At 62.5% G+C, this 15,911-nt stretch carries 14 protein-coding genes; 6 read left to right on the forward strand and 8 right to left on the reverse strand.

What is annotated here, in order from left to right:
- Positions 1-421: 421 nt before the first annotated feature.
- Positions 422-1,426, reverse strand: a complete 1,005-nt coding sequence (locus tag FSO04_RS23410; protein ID WP_154562944.1) for an MlaA family lipoprotein — start codon at positions 1,424-1,426, stop codon at positions 422-424.
- On the reverse strand, positions 1,423-4,044 hold the full coding sequence (hpnN, locus tag FSO04_RS23415; protein WP_154562946.1) for a hopanoid transporter HpnN: 2,622 nt from the start codon (positions 4,042-4,044) through the stop codon (positions 1,423-1,425). The genes FSO04_RS23410 and hpnN overlap by 4 nt, the downstream gene beginning before the upstream one ends.
- Positions 4,045-4,256: 212 nt before the next feature.
- Here hpnN and FSO04_RS23420 point away from each other — a divergent pair, with 212 nt between their 5' ends.
- Positions 4,257-4,862, forward strand: coding sequence for an MlaC/ttg2D family ABC transporter substrate-binding protein (locus FSO04_RS23420; RefSeq protein ID WP_154562948.1), 606 nt, complete (start codon positions 4,257-4,259; stop codon positions 4,860-4,862).
- A 105-nt stretch (positions 4,863-4,967) separates the two neighbouring features.
- On the opposite strand, the gene hpnH is transcribed toward FSO04_RS23420, so the two are convergent.
- Together hpnH and ispH are read right to left on the reverse strand one after the other, a co-directional pair.
- Complete coding sequence (gene hpnH / locus FSO04_RS23425) at positions 4,968-6,128, reverse strand: adenosyl-hopene transferase HpnH (protein WP_063500562.1); 1,161 nt, start codon at positions 6,126-6,128, stop codon at positions 4,968-4,970.
- Between the two features lie 10 nt (positions 6,129-6,138).
- The gene (gene ispH / locus FSO04_RS23430) at positions 6,139-7,083 is read right to left on the reverse strand and encodes a 4-hydroxy-3-methylbut-2-enyl diphosphate reductase (RefSeq protein WP_054034174.1); all 945 of its coding nucleotides are present in this window, start codon (positions 7,081-7,083) and stop codon (positions 6,139-6,141) included.
- 333 nt (positions 7,084-7,416) lie between these two features.
- Here ispH and hpnC point away from each other — a divergent pair, with 333 nt between their 5' ends.
- A complete protein-coding gene (gene hpnC, locus FSO04_RS23435; protein WP_154562950.1) occupies positions 7,417-8,283 on the forward strand; it encodes a squalene synthase HpnC in 867 nt (288 codons plus the stop codon).
- Positions 8,283-9,455, forward strand: a complete 1,173-nt coding sequence (locus FSO04_RS23440; RefSeq protein ID WP_154562952.1) for a glycosyltransferase — start codon at positions 8,283-8,285, stop codon at positions 9,453-9,455. Before hpnC ends, FSO04_RS23440 begins: the two co-directional genes overlap by 1 nt.
- A gap of 78 nt (positions 9,456-9,533) precedes the next feature.
- Here the strand turns inward: FSO04_RS23440 and FSO04_RS23445 are convergent, their stop codons facing one another.
- Both FSO04_RS23445 and hpnA read right to left on the reverse strand, forming a co-directional pair.
- Complete coding sequence (locus FSO04_RS23445) at positions 9,534-10,115, reverse strand: hypothetical protein (protein ID WP_154562954.1); 582 nt, start codon at positions 10,113-10,115, stop codon at positions 9,534-9,536.
- A 235-nt stretch (positions 10,116-10,350) separates the two neighbouring features.
- Positions 10,351-11,361 (reverse strand): hopanoid-associated sugar epimerase, encoded by a 1,011-nt coding sequence (gene hpnA, locus FSO04_RS23450; RefSeq protein ID WP_063500557.1) that lies wholly within the window; start codon positions 11,359-11,361, stop codon positions 10,351-10,353.
- A 162-nt stretch (positions 11,362-11,523) separates the two neighbouring features.
- On the opposite strand from hpnA, the gene FSO04_RS23455 reads away from it, so the two are divergent.
- Positions 11,524-11,817 (forward strand): acylphosphatase, encoded by a 294-nt coding sequence (locus FSO04_RS23455; protein ID WP_120293712.1) that lies wholly within the window; start codon positions 11,524-11,526, stop codon positions 11,815-11,817.
- A 111-nt stretch (positions 11,818-11,928) separates the two neighbouring features.
- On the opposite strand, the gene egtD is transcribed toward FSO04_RS23455, so the two are convergent.
- Entirely contained in the window at positions 11,929-12,912 is a 984-nt protein-coding gene (gene egtD, locus FSO04_RS23460; RefSeq protein WP_154562956.1) for an L-histidine N(alpha)-methyltransferase, read from the reverse strand.
- Between the two features lie 607 nt (positions 12,913-13,519).
- Between egtD and rarD the strand changes: the two genes are divergently transcribed.
- The gene (rarD, locus tag FSO04_RS23465) at positions 13,520-14,416 is read left to right on the forward strand and encodes an EamA family transporter RarD (protein WP_154562958.1); all 897 of its coding nucleotides are present in this window, start codon (positions 13,520-13,522) and stop codon (positions 14,414-14,416) included.
- A gap of 29 nt (positions 14,417-14,445) precedes the next feature.
- On the opposite strand, the gene FSO04_RS23470 is transcribed toward rarD, so the two are convergent.
- Positions 14,446-14,985, reverse strand: a complete 540-nt coding sequence (locus tag FSO04_RS23470; RefSeq protein WP_154562960.1) for an Mpo1 family 2-hydroxy fatty acid dioxygenase — start codon at positions 14,983-14,985, stop codon at positions 14,446-14,448.
- Between the two features lie 91 nt (positions 14,986-15,076).
- Between FSO04_RS23470 and FSO04_RS23475 the strand changes: the two genes are divergently transcribed.
- Positions 15,077-15,790 carry a Crp/Fnr family transcriptional regulator gene (locus FSO04_RS23475; protein ID WP_154562962.1) on the forward strand — a complete coding sequence of 238 codons (714 nt, stop codon included), beginning with the start codon at positions 15,077-15,079 and terminating at the stop codon, positions 15,788-15,790.
- The last annotated feature ends 121 nt before the right edge of the window (positions 15,791-15,911 follow it).

Raw genomic sequence — 15,911 nt, forward strand, 5'->3', positions numbered from 1 at the left:
AGCCAGGAGTTGGGAGGACGCTGGTATTTGAGTTCATATCGTCGATTTATCAATCAGTTATGCGATGAAGTTTACAGGTCGAACGCCCCGTATACAAGCCCTTTCGGGCTTAAGTTGAGAGCATTGCTGTGCGGGGCGGCACTTACTTTCTTTGCCGCCGCAAAGAAAGATAAGCAAAGAAAGCGGCTCAAACCACTCCTGCTAAGCGGGTCCCGTAGTTTGCACAGGGTAGTGGTGCATCTGGAATCTGGGTTCGTGCACCTGCATACGCCAGTGGCAAGGGCGTCATACTTCCGGCGGCGCTGCGCGCGCCGAAGCGTAATTCATAAAACCGCCTGCTTCGATTGGGCACACCATCCGCCCGCTCTTCAGGGCTGCCCCCGGCGCACTTTGCGCGCGCCGGGCGCCTGACTCACATCCCTTATTGGACTGCTGGCGCTGCTTCCTGCGGATTCTTGTCCGTCGGCGCCGTTTGTGGTGCCGGCATCGGCGTCATTGCGCCCGACGCGGCAGCAGGCGTCGCCGCTGGGGCGTTCGACGTGTCGCCTGGGTCGGTGTAGTTCGGTACGCCTGCCGGGGCGCCTGTGGCGCTTCCCGAGGCCGCGTTCGGGGCTTCCGCTGCGTCGCCTGGGTCCGCGTAGTTCGGTAGACCCGCCGGGGCCCCAGCAGCGGCCCCCGAAGCACCCTTGGCGGGTGCGGCGGCGCCGGAGTCGTCCTGGTCGTCGTAGTTCGGGAGCGGCACGGCGTTGTCGCCGGTGCCGCGCAGGCGCGCCTTACGTTGCTGCGTGTAGGCGTCGCGAACGAACGAATACTTGTCGAGCGCGGCCTGTTGCAGCAGGCTGGATGCGCCCAGTAGATCGGAGCGCACGCTCACGAACTGCAGAACGTACAGCGGATTGCGAACCGCCGGCTCAATGTAGTTCAACGGGTTGAACTTCACGTCCACCACGAGGCCCATGCTGTCACGCACCGTGCTCGGGCCGAATAGCGGCAAGACAAGGTACGGGCCCGACGGAACGCCCCAGTGGCCCAGCGTCAAACCGAAGTCCTGGTGGTGCTTCGGCAGACCAGCTGGCGTCGCCCAGTCGAGCAGGCCGCCAAGTCCAAAGGTCGAGTTGAACGCGAAACGCACGAGGTCTTCGGTCGCGTCGGTGATCTTCAGTTGCAACAGGTTGTTGGCGGCGTTGGTCAGGTCGCCCAGATTCGAGAAGAAGTTGCTCACCGCCGTACGCAACGGCTGCGGTGTCACCTTCTGGTAACCCTTGGCAACCGGGACAGCGACAAAGCGGTCCACGCCGTCGTTGAAATTGAAAATCACGCGGTTCGCCGGCTCGAACGGGTCGCCAGACTTGCGGTCGGGGCCGGTCGCGCAGCCTGAGATCAGACCGGTGGCGGCCAGCGCCAGCACGGTGGTTTGCAGCTTCATACTTTTATTCCTTTGTGCTTCGCGCGACGTTGGCGCGGCTTGCCCATCAGTACAGGTTGGAACACCACCGCGCCAATCAGCGTGCAAAACAACGAGAGTGCCAGCAAGCGTCCCATACTCGACGTCCCCGGATGGTGCGACAGCCAGAGGCTGCCGAACGCAGTCGCCGTAGTCGCCGCGCTGAACAGCACGGCATGCGTGAGGCTTGACTGTAAAAGGCTGGTCTGGCCATGGCGCCACGCCATGACGAAGTAAATCTTGAATGCTACGCCGACGCCCAGCATCAGGGGTAACGCAATGATGTTCGCGAAGTTCAGCGGCATGCCGAACACCACGCACAACTCCAACGTTACCAGCGCCGACACCAGCAGCGGAACCAGGGTCCGCAGCATATCGCTGAGCCGCCGCAGCGCAATCCACAGCAGGATTGCAATCGACAGCAAAGCCCAGCCGGCGGCCTGCAGGAACGCCTTGATGATCGTGTCCGCGGAATTCAGGATCGAAATCGGGCCACCGATCGCGTTCGGCTCCGCCTTCTTCACTGAGTGGACAAAGCGGGCGAGCATCGCGTCGTCGTTCGGATCGGTGCCGGTTTTGACGTTCGGCGCGATGTCGACCAGCGCGCGGCCATCCTTCGAAACCCAGCTCGTGGAAATCTCCTTGGGCAGGTTGTCCCGCGTAATCTCGGTCGGCTGCAGCAGATCCGCGAGTTGCTTCAGCGCGATGCGCAGCGGCTCGGACATCGCGGTTTCGGCGCGGTCGCGCGTGGCGGCGTCGGCGGCAGCCAGCTTTTGCAGCGTCGCGGAGAGGTGTTTGGCGTCGGCGGCGCCCGGGCCCGGATGGTCGTCGGCGGCGAGCGAGAGCTGGTTCGACGCGCGCTTCAACGCGGCAACGCGCACCGTGTCCGTGGCTTGAGGCGCGGGCTGCTGCTGCAGGGCGGGCAGCAGTTGCTGCGCGGCGCTTGCCACCAGCATCAGCTTTTGCTGTTGCTCGGTCGGGATGAAGGTGCTCAGCGTGGTCACGCGACCCACTTCCGGCAGCGTGCGCAGACGTGCGGCCTTCTGGTCCGCATCGGCAAGCGTGGGCGCCAGCACATGCACGTTGTTGACCGCGGCTTCCGGCGAATCCTTTAGCGACAGCAGCGTTGCCATGGATTCCGTATGCGGGTCCTTCAGATGCAGCGGGTTGAAGTCGAAGCGCAAATGCGTGAGCAAAGGTATACCGCCGATCACGACAATGAGCGTTCCGATCAGCACCGGTTTGCGGTGACGATCCAGGAAATCGTCAACGGGTGCGAGTTGCTTGAAGCCAGGCGAAGCGGGCTCACCCGGCGGCCTGAAGACTTTCAGCAGCGCCGGCAGCAGCGTCATGTTGGTGAAGTACGCGACGAACATGCCGACGCCGGCGATCTCGCCCAATTCCGACACGCCGCGATAAGCCGTCGGCAGGAACGAGAAGAAGCTCAGCGCGACTGCCACGGCCGCGAGCGTCAGCGGCACGCCGATGCTATGTGCGGTATGCATGAGGGCGGCGGAAAGACGGTTGTCGCGATTGCGCTCCTCACGATATTTGACACCGAACTGCACGCCGAAATCGACGCCGAGCCCGACGAACAGCACCATGAAGGCGACCGAAATCATGTTGAGCGCGCCGACCATCAGCAGGCCGAGCGCCGCGGTAATCGCTAGCCCGACGAACAGCGTGATGAACACGGCGAGGATCATGCGGCCCGAACGCAGCGCCAGCCACAGAATGACCAGCACGACGATGAAGGTGCCGATGCCGTTGAGCACGGCGCCGTCCTGGACCGACGCGAATTCTTCGTCCGCGAGAGGCTGTTCGCCGGTCAGACGGACCGTGGCGCCATAGCGCGTATCGAGGTGCAACGAAGCGGCGGTGTCGCGGATCGCTTTCGACGCGGTCGCGCCCGGCTCCAGCGCGTCGTAGTTCACAACCGGCTGCACCGTGACGAAGGCGCGCGCCGGATCCGTGGCGGCGTCCTTATCGACCAGCGCGCGCCACGAGAACGCCGCCGCCTGGCCGGCCAGCACGCGATCGAGCGTGGTTGCGCTTTGCGACAGCAAATGGCTCATGTCAGCCAGCTTCACCTGACCCAGTTGCAGCGGCAGCAACAGGCTCGTGGTGAGCGTGCCGGCGAGGCCGGTCAGGCTCGGATCGTGCGCGAGGGCATTGACGAGCGGGCGGGACTGGACGAGCTGCGAGGTGGTGGACAGCACCTCATCGGTCGACGGGAACAGCAGACCATTGTGTTCGAAGAACGGACCGCCGGCGGGCTGCGAGACGGCGACGAATTCCTTCGGATCGGCTTTGAGCGCGGCGCTCAGGGCATTGGCGGCGGCGTCGGCAAACTCCGGGGCGCGCGCTTCGACCACCACCAACACGGTTTGACCGCGATCCGGGAAGGCCGCATCCATCGCATTTTCGAGTGACGACCATTGCTTGTCGGTCTCGACCAGCTTGCTGATATCGGTGTTGATCTTGAAGTTATGGGCAACGTAGAAGCCGCTCAAAACGGCGAGCACGAGCGACAGAGCGATGATCCGAAACGGATGGCGCACCGAATAGGCGACGAGACGGACGATAGATGACTTCAGCATGTAGGCGGAGGTGGCCTTATCACGAGTGGTGTTTTTGACGAAAGTGCACAAGTATACAGAGCCGGAGCGACTCGGCTCCACTTCGCTAGCAAGGACGACGCCCGGGCGGCGCGGCTGGGGTGGGAACGCAATATCGGTATACTGGTCTATCCTGCTTTCGCTGAGGGCTTGCGAGCCTGCCGGCGCTTACTTCTTGGGGTTTTGGCGAGCGTATGAAACGTTATCTGTCTGCTTTTCTGGCCGCGGCCATGGTGTCCACGGCGGCCTATGCGCAAAGCGCGCCCGATGCGGTTGTGAAGAGTGCCGTCGAAGGCACGGTGGCCGCGATGAAGGCCGACCCGCAGGCGCGCGGTGGCGATATGGCGAAAATCACCGAGTTGGTTCAAACGCGCTTCGTACCGGCTACCGATTTTCAGCGGACCACGCGGATCGCGGTAGGGAAGGCATGGAGTACGGCGACCCCCGAGCAGCAGAAGCAGCTCTATGACCAGTTTACGCTGCTGCTGGTGCGCACCTACGCCGCCTCGCTGTCGCAGTTGCGGGATCAGGATGTGAAGTTCAAGTTCTCGCCCGTCAATGTGGCGGCCGGCTCCAAGGACCTGGTGGTGCAGTCGCACGTGATCAGCAATGGCGGCGATGATGCCATCGATTACCGGCTGACCAAGGGCGCTAACGGCTGGAAGATCTACGACATCAACATGATGGGCGCCTGGTTGATCCAGGTGTATCAGACGCAGTTCGCCGATCAGATTTCCAAGGGCGGCGTGGATGGGCTGATCAAGTTCCTGACTGCGCATAACGCACGAAGCGCGGGCTGACGTAACAACGCAAAAAAGAAAAAGCGCGGTGGCTATCAGGCCACCGCGCTTTTTTTCTACCGAACATGTACTTCATGGGGCGGACAAAACCGCCCCAGGCAGCGCTTAGTGTGCGGAAGCAGACGCCGCCGTCTGCACCTTCTTACCCTTTCCAGCGCGCCCGATTTCCTCGAGCTTGATCTCGACGTGTCGCGAGAACACGTACTCAGCCGGACGCTGCTTATCCAAAGCAATATCCTTGGTGAAGGCACCCGAAGTCTTCGGGCCGCGCAGGCTGACCTTCAACGCCTTCAACGGGTGCGCCACCGTATCCATCACGGCAGTCGCTTCAAAGCCGCAGTGCACCATGCAATCCGCGCACTTCTCGTAGTTGCCCGTGCCGTACTTTTCCCACTCCGTGGTTTCCATCAATTCCTTGAAGGTCTTCACGTAGCCTTCGCCGACCAGGTAGCACGGCTTCTGCCAGCCGAACACCGTACGCGCCGGGTTGCCCCAGGGCGTGCACTCGTACGTCTGATTGCCGGCCAGGAAGTCGAGGAACATGCCCGACTGGCTGAACGACCAGTTCTTGCCATTGTTGCCGCGCTTGAAAATCTCGCGGAACAGTTGCTTGGTCTTGTCGCGGTTCAGGAAGTGTTGCTGATCCGGCGCGCGTTCATACGCATAACCCGGCGAGACGGTGATGCCGTCCACGCCCATCGGGCCGAGCGTGTCGAAGAATGCAGCGACGCGTTCCGGCACGGCGTCGTTGAACAACGTGCAGTTGATGTTCACGCGGAAACCGCGGCGCTTCGCTTCCTTGATGGCGGCGACAGCCTTGTCGTATACGCCTTCCTGCGACACCGAGTGATCGTGCGCCTGCTGATCGCCGTCCAGGTGAACCGACCAGACGAAGTACGGATTCGGCTCGTAGTCGTCCATCTTCTTTTCCATCAGCAACGCATTCGTGCAGAGATACACGAACTTCTTGCGCGCGATGATGCCCTTCACGATCTGTGGCATTTCCTTGTGCAGGAGCGGCTCGCCGCCTGCAATCGAAACGACCGGTGCGCCGCATTCGTCGACTGCGCCAAGGCATTCTTCGAGCGACAGACGCTGATTCAGGATGGGATCCGGATAGTCGATCTTGCCGCAGCCATTGCAGGCAAGATTGCAGCGGAACAGCGGCTCCAGCATCAAGGCGAGCGGGTAGCGTTTGTTGCCAGAGAGATGCTGACGCATGATGTATGCGCCAACCCGGACTTTCTGTAGCAGCGGAATAGACAAGGTGTCCTCCTTAAACTTCGCGTGCAGCGAGTGGTTGCATCAGTTTCGATGGCAACTTGAATTCGACTTTCTCTTCACGGCCCGCCATCGTCGTGACATCGACGGGCCCCAATGCGCGCAGCGCATCGATTACGTTCATTACCATCTCTTCCGGTGCTGAAGCACCAGCCGTGATGCCGACAGTCTGCACGTTCGCAAACCACTCCGGCTTCACTTCCGAACCGTCGGCGACGAGATAGCTCGCCACGCCGGTTTCGCTGCCGATCTCGCGCAGCCGGTTCGAGTTCGAACTGTTGGTTGCGCCTACCACCAGCAGCACCTCGACCTCTTTGCTCAGTTCGCGCACCGCCGCCTGACGGTTTTGCGTGGCGTAGCAGATGTCGCGCGTGTCGGGACCGACGATGTCGGTGAAACGGCGCAGCAGGGCATCGATGATGCCACGTGTGTCGTCGACCGATAGCGTGGTCTGCGTGACGTACGCCAGCGGCGTATCGAGCGGCAGGTCCAGATGCGCGACTTCAGCCTCGCTTTGCACCAGCAGCACCTTGCCGGGAATCTGGCCGATCGTGCCTTCCACTTCCGGATGGCCCGCGTGGCCGATCAGGATCAGGGTACGACCCGCTGCCACATATTGGCGCCCTTGCACGTGGACCTTGGTCACGAGCGGGCAGGTCGCGTCGAGCACGTCAAGACCGCGCTGTTCCGCGTCGCGCTCGACGGTCTGCGCGACACCGTGTGCGCTGAAAATCGCCACGGCGCCGTGCGGCACCTCATCGAGTTCTTCGACAAAGCGCGCGCCTTTCTGGCGCAGGTTATCCACCACGTGGCGATTGTGAACAATCTCGTGGCGGACATACACGGGCGCGCCGTGTTGCTGTAACGCGCGATCGACGATCTCGATTGCACGTACAACACCCGCACAAAAGCCGCGGGGCTGAGCAAGGATGACTCGCATAAATTGGCGAACTCCGACTGACGCGGGTTTCGAAGAAGTCGGTAATTATGACTTTATCGCCGCGATCATCTATTTAGTTGACGTCTTGAGCCCCGGCGACCAGCCGGTACAGCAAAACCAAACGCGCATTCTAACGCTATCAGGCCGGCTTTGCTTTGGCCTGTCCGCCAGGGTGTTGGGGCCGCGCCGCACTGCGGGCCACTGCCCGGCGCCGCCCGCGTGGCGCAGGTGGCAATGATTACACGCTGCACTGGTTTGGCGGAACCCTTAAACTACGTGGTCCTGCGGCACGTATCGGCTGCCGCATTACAGAAAGGTTTCGAGGCTCGCTGGATGGACGTCGATCAATACGAAAATTTTCCGGTCGCGAGCGTGTTGCTGCCAAAGGCGCTGCGCGCGCCTATCGGCATTATCTATCAGGTTGTCCGCACCGCCGCCGACATCGCCGATGAGGGCGACTGGAGCCCGGCCGAGCGGCATGCCCGCCTCGCCGACTTCCGCGCCGGCCTCGACGCGGTAGCGGCGCGGCGCGCGGCGCCGGTGCACCCACTCCTGTTCGGCAAGCTCGCCGGCGTGATCGCGCAGTATAAACTGCCGCTGGCGCCGTTCTACGATCTGCTCCACGCCTGCGGTCAGGACATCGACACCCGCCGTTACGCGGACCGGTCCGCCTTGCTCGACTATTGCCGCCACTCGGCTAGCCCGATCGGGCAGTTGATGCTGCATCTGGTGGGCGCCGCCACGCCGGAGAATCTCGCCGACGCCGATGCGATCTGCACGGCTTCGCAACTGATCAGCTTCTGGCAGGACGTCGCGGCCGACTGGGAAAAAGACCGCGTGTATCTGCCACTCGCGGATATGCGGCGCTTCAACGTGACCGAGGCGCAGATCGCGAGAGGTGTCGTCGACGATGCCTGGACGAAGCTGATGGCCTATGAAATTTCGTTCGTGCGGACCACGCTGGTACGTGGCGCACCGCTCGCGTTGCGGATTCCCGGGCGCCTCGGGATCGAGCTGTGCGGCGCTATCCACGGCGGTTTGCGGATCCTCGAGCGGATCGAAAAAACCGGCTACGACGTGTTTCGCGAGCGGCCGGTACTCAACACATTTGACTGGTGCGTCGTCGCGGTACGCACTGTGGTGATGCGCCTGTCTCGGCGCGTCGGCGTAGAAGCGGGTTCACTCGAGGGTAATGCTTAATGGCGGTGGTTCTGTTTCTTCTTTCGTGTCTTTCCCTGCTGATCTGGTGTGTGTTGCTGTTTGCGCGCGGCGGTTTCGGGCGGGCGCGGCCCGCCGCGCCGCTCACGCTTGAGCCGCGCGAAACATGGCCGGCGGTTGCCGCCGTGGTGCCGGCACGCAATGAAGTCGACGTGATCGCGCAGGCGGTCACCACCCTGCTCGAGCAGGACTATCCGGGCGAATTTCACGTGATCGTGGTCGACGACCACAGCACCGACGGCACCGCCGACGCAGCTCGCGCGGCCGCGTTGCAACTGCAATGCCCCGATCGTCTGACGGTGCTGAGCGCGAAGCCGCTGCCGCCGGGCTGGTCCGGCAAGGTGTGGGCGCAGTCGCAAGGTATCGAGGCGGTGCGCACGCTCGGCCTGCCGGCCGATTTCCTGCTGCTTACCGATGCCGACATCGGCCATCCCGCCGACGCCGTCGCGCAACTCGTCGCCCGTGCGGATGCGGAAAAGCGCGACCTCGTCTCGCTGATGGTCCGTCTGCGCTGCGATTCGTTCTGGGAGAAGGCGCTGATTCCTGCCTTCGTGTTCTTCTTCGCCAAGCTGTATCCGTTTTCGTGGGTCAACAACCCGCGCAACCGCACGGCCGCGGCGGCGGGCGGCTGCATGCTGGTGCGGCGCAGCGCGCTCGAAGAGGCGGGCGGCATCGAGTCGATTCGCGCCGAGCTGATCGACGATTGCAGCCTTGCTGCGCGGATCAAGCATCGCGGCACAGGGCGTCATCCGATCCGTCTCGATGTGGCGGCGCGCAGCGTGTCGCTGCGTCCTTACGATAGCTGGCGTGAGATCTGGAACATGATCGCGCGCACGGCCTTTACGCAGCTTCATTACTCGCCGCTGCTGCTGGCAGGTACGCTGTTGGGCATGACGATCATCTACCTGGTGCCGCCGGCGGCCGCGCTGGTGCTCGGTCCTCAAGGTGCGCCCGCGTGGCTCGCCTGGGCGGCCATGTGCTGCGCGTATGCGCCGATGCTCAGCTACTACCGTCGCTCGCCGCTGTGGGCCCCGTTTCTGCCGCTGGTGGCGCTGTTCTATGTCGGCGCGACGTTTGCGTCGGCGGTGCGCTACTGGCGCGGCAAGGGCGGGCAATGGAAGGCACGGGTGCAGGCGCCGGTGCAGGAGCGCTGAGGCGCGGCTGTCCCAGGGATTGATCAGACGAAAATAACGGCGCTCTCGGGCGCCGTTATTTTTGCATCGACCTTTGCTTCAGCCCTTGGTGAGCATCATGTACATCTGGATCACCATGTCGGGCGAGAACGTGAATGGCACCCAGCCGTGACCGGTGTGGCGCATGACCAGCAGACGGTCGCCATTCGACTGTTTCTGCACGGCCATGACGGGATTCTTCGTCGACACGAAACGCCAGCCCGGCGGGATGCCCGGCGGCGGTTCCGGCGTCATCGAGGCGCGCGCGTTCGACAATTCCTCGATCAACTGCCCGATCTGCTCGGCACGCAGCGCGACCGTCTGGCCGCCGATCGTCATCGTGATTTCGTTTTGCGCGGGGCGGTTGATTTCGAGCGTGGGCTGCACCTGGGCGGCTGGCTCTTCGCCGGACGCCGCTGCTTCTGCCGCTATTGCCGCCGTCGTTGCCTCAGACGCAACGTTTTGCGCTTTTGATTCCGATGAGGCGTGATTCGCCGCCGGCGTTTCCTGCGCTGCCACCTCTGCGGCGTTTGCAGCGTGTGCGGTTGTCTCGGGGATGTTTTCGGCCTGCGGGGCCACGACAGCCTGGATGAGCTGATCGACGCCCATTTCCAGCGCGCCGAGCTGTTCGTGAAGATTCATGCGAGCTTTCTCTGGTAAGACCCACGATTTTAACTGCTGCGCGTAGGCTTTTACCTGTCGCAAACACAGTGACGTTGTAACAAAGTGCGTGCGGGCCACGCCGGATTGTTTGGGGCGGCGTGACCTGCGTGATGCTGCTTTCGAGAGTCGGTGCGTCGTAGCCTGCGCGATTGGGCTCATGCCACCCTGCGCGGGCCAGGCGCTGTCGCTTATGCCGCCCGCGTCAGCGCTTTTATCAAGGCTTCAAATATCCGGCTTGCCTGAACCATTCGATCGCATCGCTCAAACCCTCGCGATAGGGTCGCGCGCGATAGCCGAGTTCGCGTTCCGCCTTTGCCGAGGTGAAGTACATCTTGTTCTTCGACATCTTCAGACCGTCGACGGTGAGGAACGGTTCACGTTTCGTGATCTTGGCGACGGCTTCTGCGCCCGCGGCGAGCGGATAAAGCGGCCAGCGCGGCAAGCTCAGCGTCGGCGCCTTGCGGCCGGTTAGCGCCGCGATATCCGCGAGCATCTGTTGCAGCGGCAGATTTTCGCCGCCGAGAATGTAGCGCTCGCCGATCTTGCCGCGTTCGAGCGCGAGAAAATGGCCGGCGGCCACGTCGTCCACGTGCACGAGGTTCAGCCCCGTGTCGACGAACGCGGGAATCTTGCCGAGCGCCGCTTCGACGATGATGCGCCCGGTCGGCGTCGGCTTGACGTCGCGCGGACCGATCGGCGTGGACGGATTGACGATCACGGCCGGTAGGCCATCTTCGGCGATCATGCGCTCCACCGCGCGTTCGGCCAGCACCTTGCTGCGCTTGTACACGCCGATCGCCTGGTCGGCTTTGAGCGGCGAGGTTTCATCAGCGGACTGGCCGGAACTGGTGACTTTCAGCGTGGCCACACTGCTCGTGTAGACAATGCGTTCGACGCCTTCCTTCAACGCCGCGCGCATGGTCGCCTCGGTGCCTTCGAGATTCGAGCGCTCGATTTCGCTCGGGTCCGGCGCCCACAGGCGATAGTCGGCGGCGACGTGCAGCAGATAGCGCACACCGCGCAGCGCGTTGCGCATTGACGCTTCGTCGCGCATATCGCCCACGACGATTTCCGCATCCAGCGCCTCGACGTTTTTGCGCGGACTGGTGGCGCGCACCAGCACGCGCACCTTGAAACCCTTCTGTTGCGCGATGCGCGCCACCGACGAGCCGACGAAGCCGGATGCGCCGGTGACGAGCACGAGATCGCGATTCTGTTCGGTCATTCTGTTTGATTCCCTGCGTGACAGTCGACGGATTGTACGTGTCGCGCGGGCCGCGTGTCGCGCCGGGGGACCGAGGCGCGCAGGCGAACTGAGACGCGGCCGAGCATTCTCGTCGCGACACGTCTAGAATGCCGGCTTGAAAGAATGTGACGAGAGGACGGCATGGCCCCGGATCTGGACCAGCGGATCGAAACATATTACGTACGGGTGCGCGGCACCGTGCAGGGCGTGGGCTTTCGCCACGCCACTGTGCGGCAGGCCCACGCGCTCGGTATCAAGGGATGGGTGGCGAATCTCGACGACGGTTCCGTCGAAGCCATGTTGCAGGGCTCGGCCAACCAGGTCGACCGGATGCTGTCGTGGCTGCGTCACGGGCCGCCGGCGGCGCGCGTCACCGAAGTGACCGGCGAGGAACGCGCAACCGAAAAGCGTTTCGAGCGGTTCGAGCAGCACTGAGTACGCGAGCTTCACCCAAAACAAAGGCGGCGCGCCATCACCTAGATAGCGCGCCGCCTTGCAGTTTGCGCGTCCTGTTTGTCCGATTAGTCAGCCGATAACGCTTTGCGCCTAACGCGCCACCAGCAAACTTTCAGCGAATCCCCATCCATCTTCGATCCATTGATGGCTGCACACGAAGCCCGCATCGTCGGCGATCGCGGGCACCTCGTCCGCGCGATATTTGTGGCTGCTCTCGGTCCAGATCGTTTCGCCTGCCTTGAGCGAGACGGTCAATTGCGCTGCGCCCACATGCGCGGTGACATCGCGCTTCGCACGCAAATGCATCTCGATGCTGCGCGCGTCCGGATTGAAGCGCGCGACGTGTTCGAACGCATCGAGCGGAAAGTCGCCGTCGAGTTCGCGATTGACGCGCGCCAGCAGATTGAGATTGAACGATGCGGTCACGCCGACCGAATCGTCGTAGGCTGCCACCAGCACCGGTATCGGCTTGATCAGATCTGTGCCGAGGAGCAACGCGTCGCCAGGCGCAAGCATGTTGCGGATATCGCGCAGAAAACGCGTGGCCGCGAGCCGGCCGAAATTGCCGATCGTGCTGCCAAGAAACAGGACGAGTAAGCGCTCGTCCGCCGCGCGGTCCTGGCTCACCTCGGCGAGCCCGGCCAGGTAATCGCGTTCGTAACCGACGATCGAAATCCGCTCGATGTCGCCAAGTTCGCGCCTGCACAACTGCAATGCGCTGCGCGAAATTTCAATCGGGAAGTAAGAAGTGGGGCGCTTTTTACACAGCGCTTCCAGAATGCGCCGCGTTTTGCGGCCGCTGCCGCTGCCCAGTTCAGCGACGGTCACGTCGTGCGGCAGATGCGCGACGATGTCCGCTGCGTGCTTCGCGAGCAGGCGCTCCTCGGCGCGTGTCACGCCGTATTCGGGCAATACTGTTATCACTTCAAACAACGCAGAACCCACTTCGTCATACAGATACTTCGACGGCAACTCTTTTTGCGGCGTGTGCGTGAGTCCGGCGCGCACCTCGGCGGCGAAGGTGGCGCGGAGCAGGTCGGGCGATGCGTCGTGCGATAGGGCTGGCTGGGTCATGCTGGCTCCAGTAGTCACATTCGATGAGCGGGATTGCTGGCCGGGCGGCGGCAGGTGCAACGGAGCGCAGTTGCTCGCAGTTGCTGTATGCCGCGGGAAAGAAGGGCGGGCTCGGTCCGTATGGACTGCCTATGCCGGCCCGGCTCATTGATGCAGTGATGACAGTTGAAAATGACGGTTGCGACGGATATCCAAGATGTCTCAGATGACGTTGCAAACGGTGCCGCTAGACTTCGTAGCAAGATTCGCGCTTGCGCAACTGCGCGGAAAGTTGCTGGCGTTGCAACTGCGGATTCGCCTGTCGCGCGTGAAGTTATGTTCTAGTGCATCGGCGCGCGATGCGCACGGGAAAAATTGCTATTGACTGCAAGGAACGAACGGGCACGTTGTTCAGGAACCCGTCTAGAATGCCGGCTTGCATCGCATATCGAAGATAAAAATGCAGCGCTTGATACGCACCATCAGCCGCACTGCCTGCTTGTGAGACTTCACTCCTAATGACAACAACTCGAGGCGCACGGCCGTATGCTGCGCCGCACACACTTGTATCTGCATCCATTCGCGCACTTGCACTGCATGTCAAAGCGATTGCGCTACGGGCCGCGCAATGAACCAGTATGACCCAAAGCGCGGTATCGCGTTGTCGGTCGGCGCGTCGGCGATGTTTGCTTTACTGTCCGCTTACGCCAGGCTGCTTGCGCCGTTGAGCGGTCTCGACATTTTCGCGTGGCGTATTGTGTGGACCGTCCCCGGGGCGTTAGTGCTGATCATGTTGCGCAAACGCCTGCCGATTCTCCGGCAACTTCTTTACCGCATGGTGACGGAGCCGACGCTCGGCGCGGCGATGGTCGTCAGCGCGGCGTTGCTGGGCGCGCAGCTGTGGGTGTTTCTATGGGCGCCGCTGCATGGGCGCATGCTCGAAGTCTCGCTCGGCTATTTTCTGCTGCCGCTGGTGATGGTGCTGGTGGGGCGCTTCTACTATCGCGAGAGCCTCGACGGTCTGCAGTGGCTCGCTGTTATCTGCGCCGCGTTGGGCGTCGTGCATGAACTGTGGATGACGGGTGCCTTTTCGTGGCCCACGTTGCTCGTCGCGCTCGGCTATCCGCCGTATTTCGTGCTGCGCCGCAAAATCAACCAGGATTCGCTCGCCATGTTCACGGTCGAAATGGCGCTGCTGTTGCCCGCGGCGGCTGTGTTCATCATCATCGGTGGTTCGTTGACGATGATCGGCGGCCGTATCGACATGTGGTGCTTGTTGTTGCCTGGACTCGGCGCGCTCAGCACTATTGCGCTGGCTTCGTATCTAAAGGCGAGCCGTTTATTGCCGGTCGCCTTGTTCGGCATTCTTGGCTATGTCGAACCGGTGTTGCTCGTGTTTGTCTCGATCACGCTGCTCGGCGAGACGCTCAGCGCCGCACAGTTAGCCACGTATGTTCCGATCTGGATGGCGGTAGCGCTGACGGCTTTGCATAGCGTGCGGCTCATTCGGTTTGCGCCGCGCTGAGCCTCGGCCGCTGAATCACACGCCGCGGTTCAGCGATGCGCTGCCGCACGATCCGCATTGATACGCGTTGCGCCGACCTGTGCCTCGATCGCCTCGCGCAGCGCCGGCCGCCAGCCAAAGCCGAACAACGCTTCAGCGAGAACGAATAGCGGCCCGATCAGCAAACCGATCACATCGTCGACAAATGCCGGCTTGCGATGTTCGTAGGCGACGTGGCCGATGAACTGAAACACCCAGCCGACCACGAAGAGTCCGATGCCGGCGGCGAGCCAGGTGAGGGTAGTTTGCGCGGCGAGCCACTCCCCGCACGCGACGCACAGTACCGATACGACTGCCATCATCACGCCGAGCGGCACATCGAGCACGAGGTAATAGACAGTCGCTGCGGCGAACAACACCCACGCGGGCGAAAAGGCAAATGGCAGCGCGCCGAAGCTGAAAGCAGGCCGGCTCAACAATACCGCCAGCGCCAGCACGATCATCGGAATGCCGATGAAATGCGTGGCGATATTGCGCCGGTCACGATGGTAGGCCGCGTATTGCGTAAGCTGTTGCGTCAGCGTTCTCATGGATGCCGCTCCTCAATCAAAGCCAGCATAATCGCGGGCAGCGGAATTTGAAACCATCGGGTAGCCGACAATCGGGCACGGATGCCGTTCTATGACTGCGAGTTTTTCATCCAATGAGCTTGCCGCGCGGCTTGAACGCAGCGCGTGGTTTCGCTCGGCGCCCGCTGCCATGCGGGCGCAGCTTGTCGAAGCGGGGCGTGTCGAGCGCCTCGCGGCCGGTGAACGGCTCTTCACGCGCGGCGATTCCGACGACGGCCTCTATTGCGTGCTCGATGGTCTCGTGAGAATCGGCGCGGCCAGCTCGGCAGGCAAGGAAGCGTTGCTCGCGGTCATCGAGCCGGTCAACTGGTTCGGCGAGATCGCGCTGTTCGATAATCGCCCGCGAACCCACGACGCGTATGCCGAACGCGATTCCGAGCTGTTTCATGTGTCGCGCGCGGCGCTTGCCTCGCTGCTCGAACGCACACCCGAGTACTGGCATGTCTTCGGTTTGCTGTTGACGCAAAAGCTGCGCCTCGCTTTCGACGCCATTGAAGAAGCCGCCTTGCTGCCCGCCGCACCGCGCGTGGCGCGTCGCCTGTTGTTGATGGCAGGCGGCTACGGCGAGCCCGGCGCATTGCGGCGCGTACTCAAAGTACCGCAGGAGGACCTCGCGATGATGCTGGCTCTGTCGCGGCAGACGATCAATCAGGTGCTCAGGCAGTTCGAAACGCAAGGTGCGTTGAAGCTGGGCTATGCGGAAATCGAAATCACCGACGTGCAAAAGCTCAGGGCGCTAGCCGATCTGAATCCGGCCGCGGACTGATCGCCTCGATCTACGCGCAAAGCGCGACGCTGCGTCCTCTATACGTCCACTCACGCGCCACCGCATCTTTATAAGTATTTTACGGCGCACCCCTATTTCTTTGGCGATTCGCTATACCAAG

The sequence above is a fragment of the Paraburkholderia madseniana genome (genome assembly GCF_009690905.1).
GTDB classification, from domain to species: Bacteria; Pseudomonadota; Gammaproteobacteria; order Burkholderiales; family Burkholderiaceae; genus Paraburkholderia; species Paraburkholderia madseniana.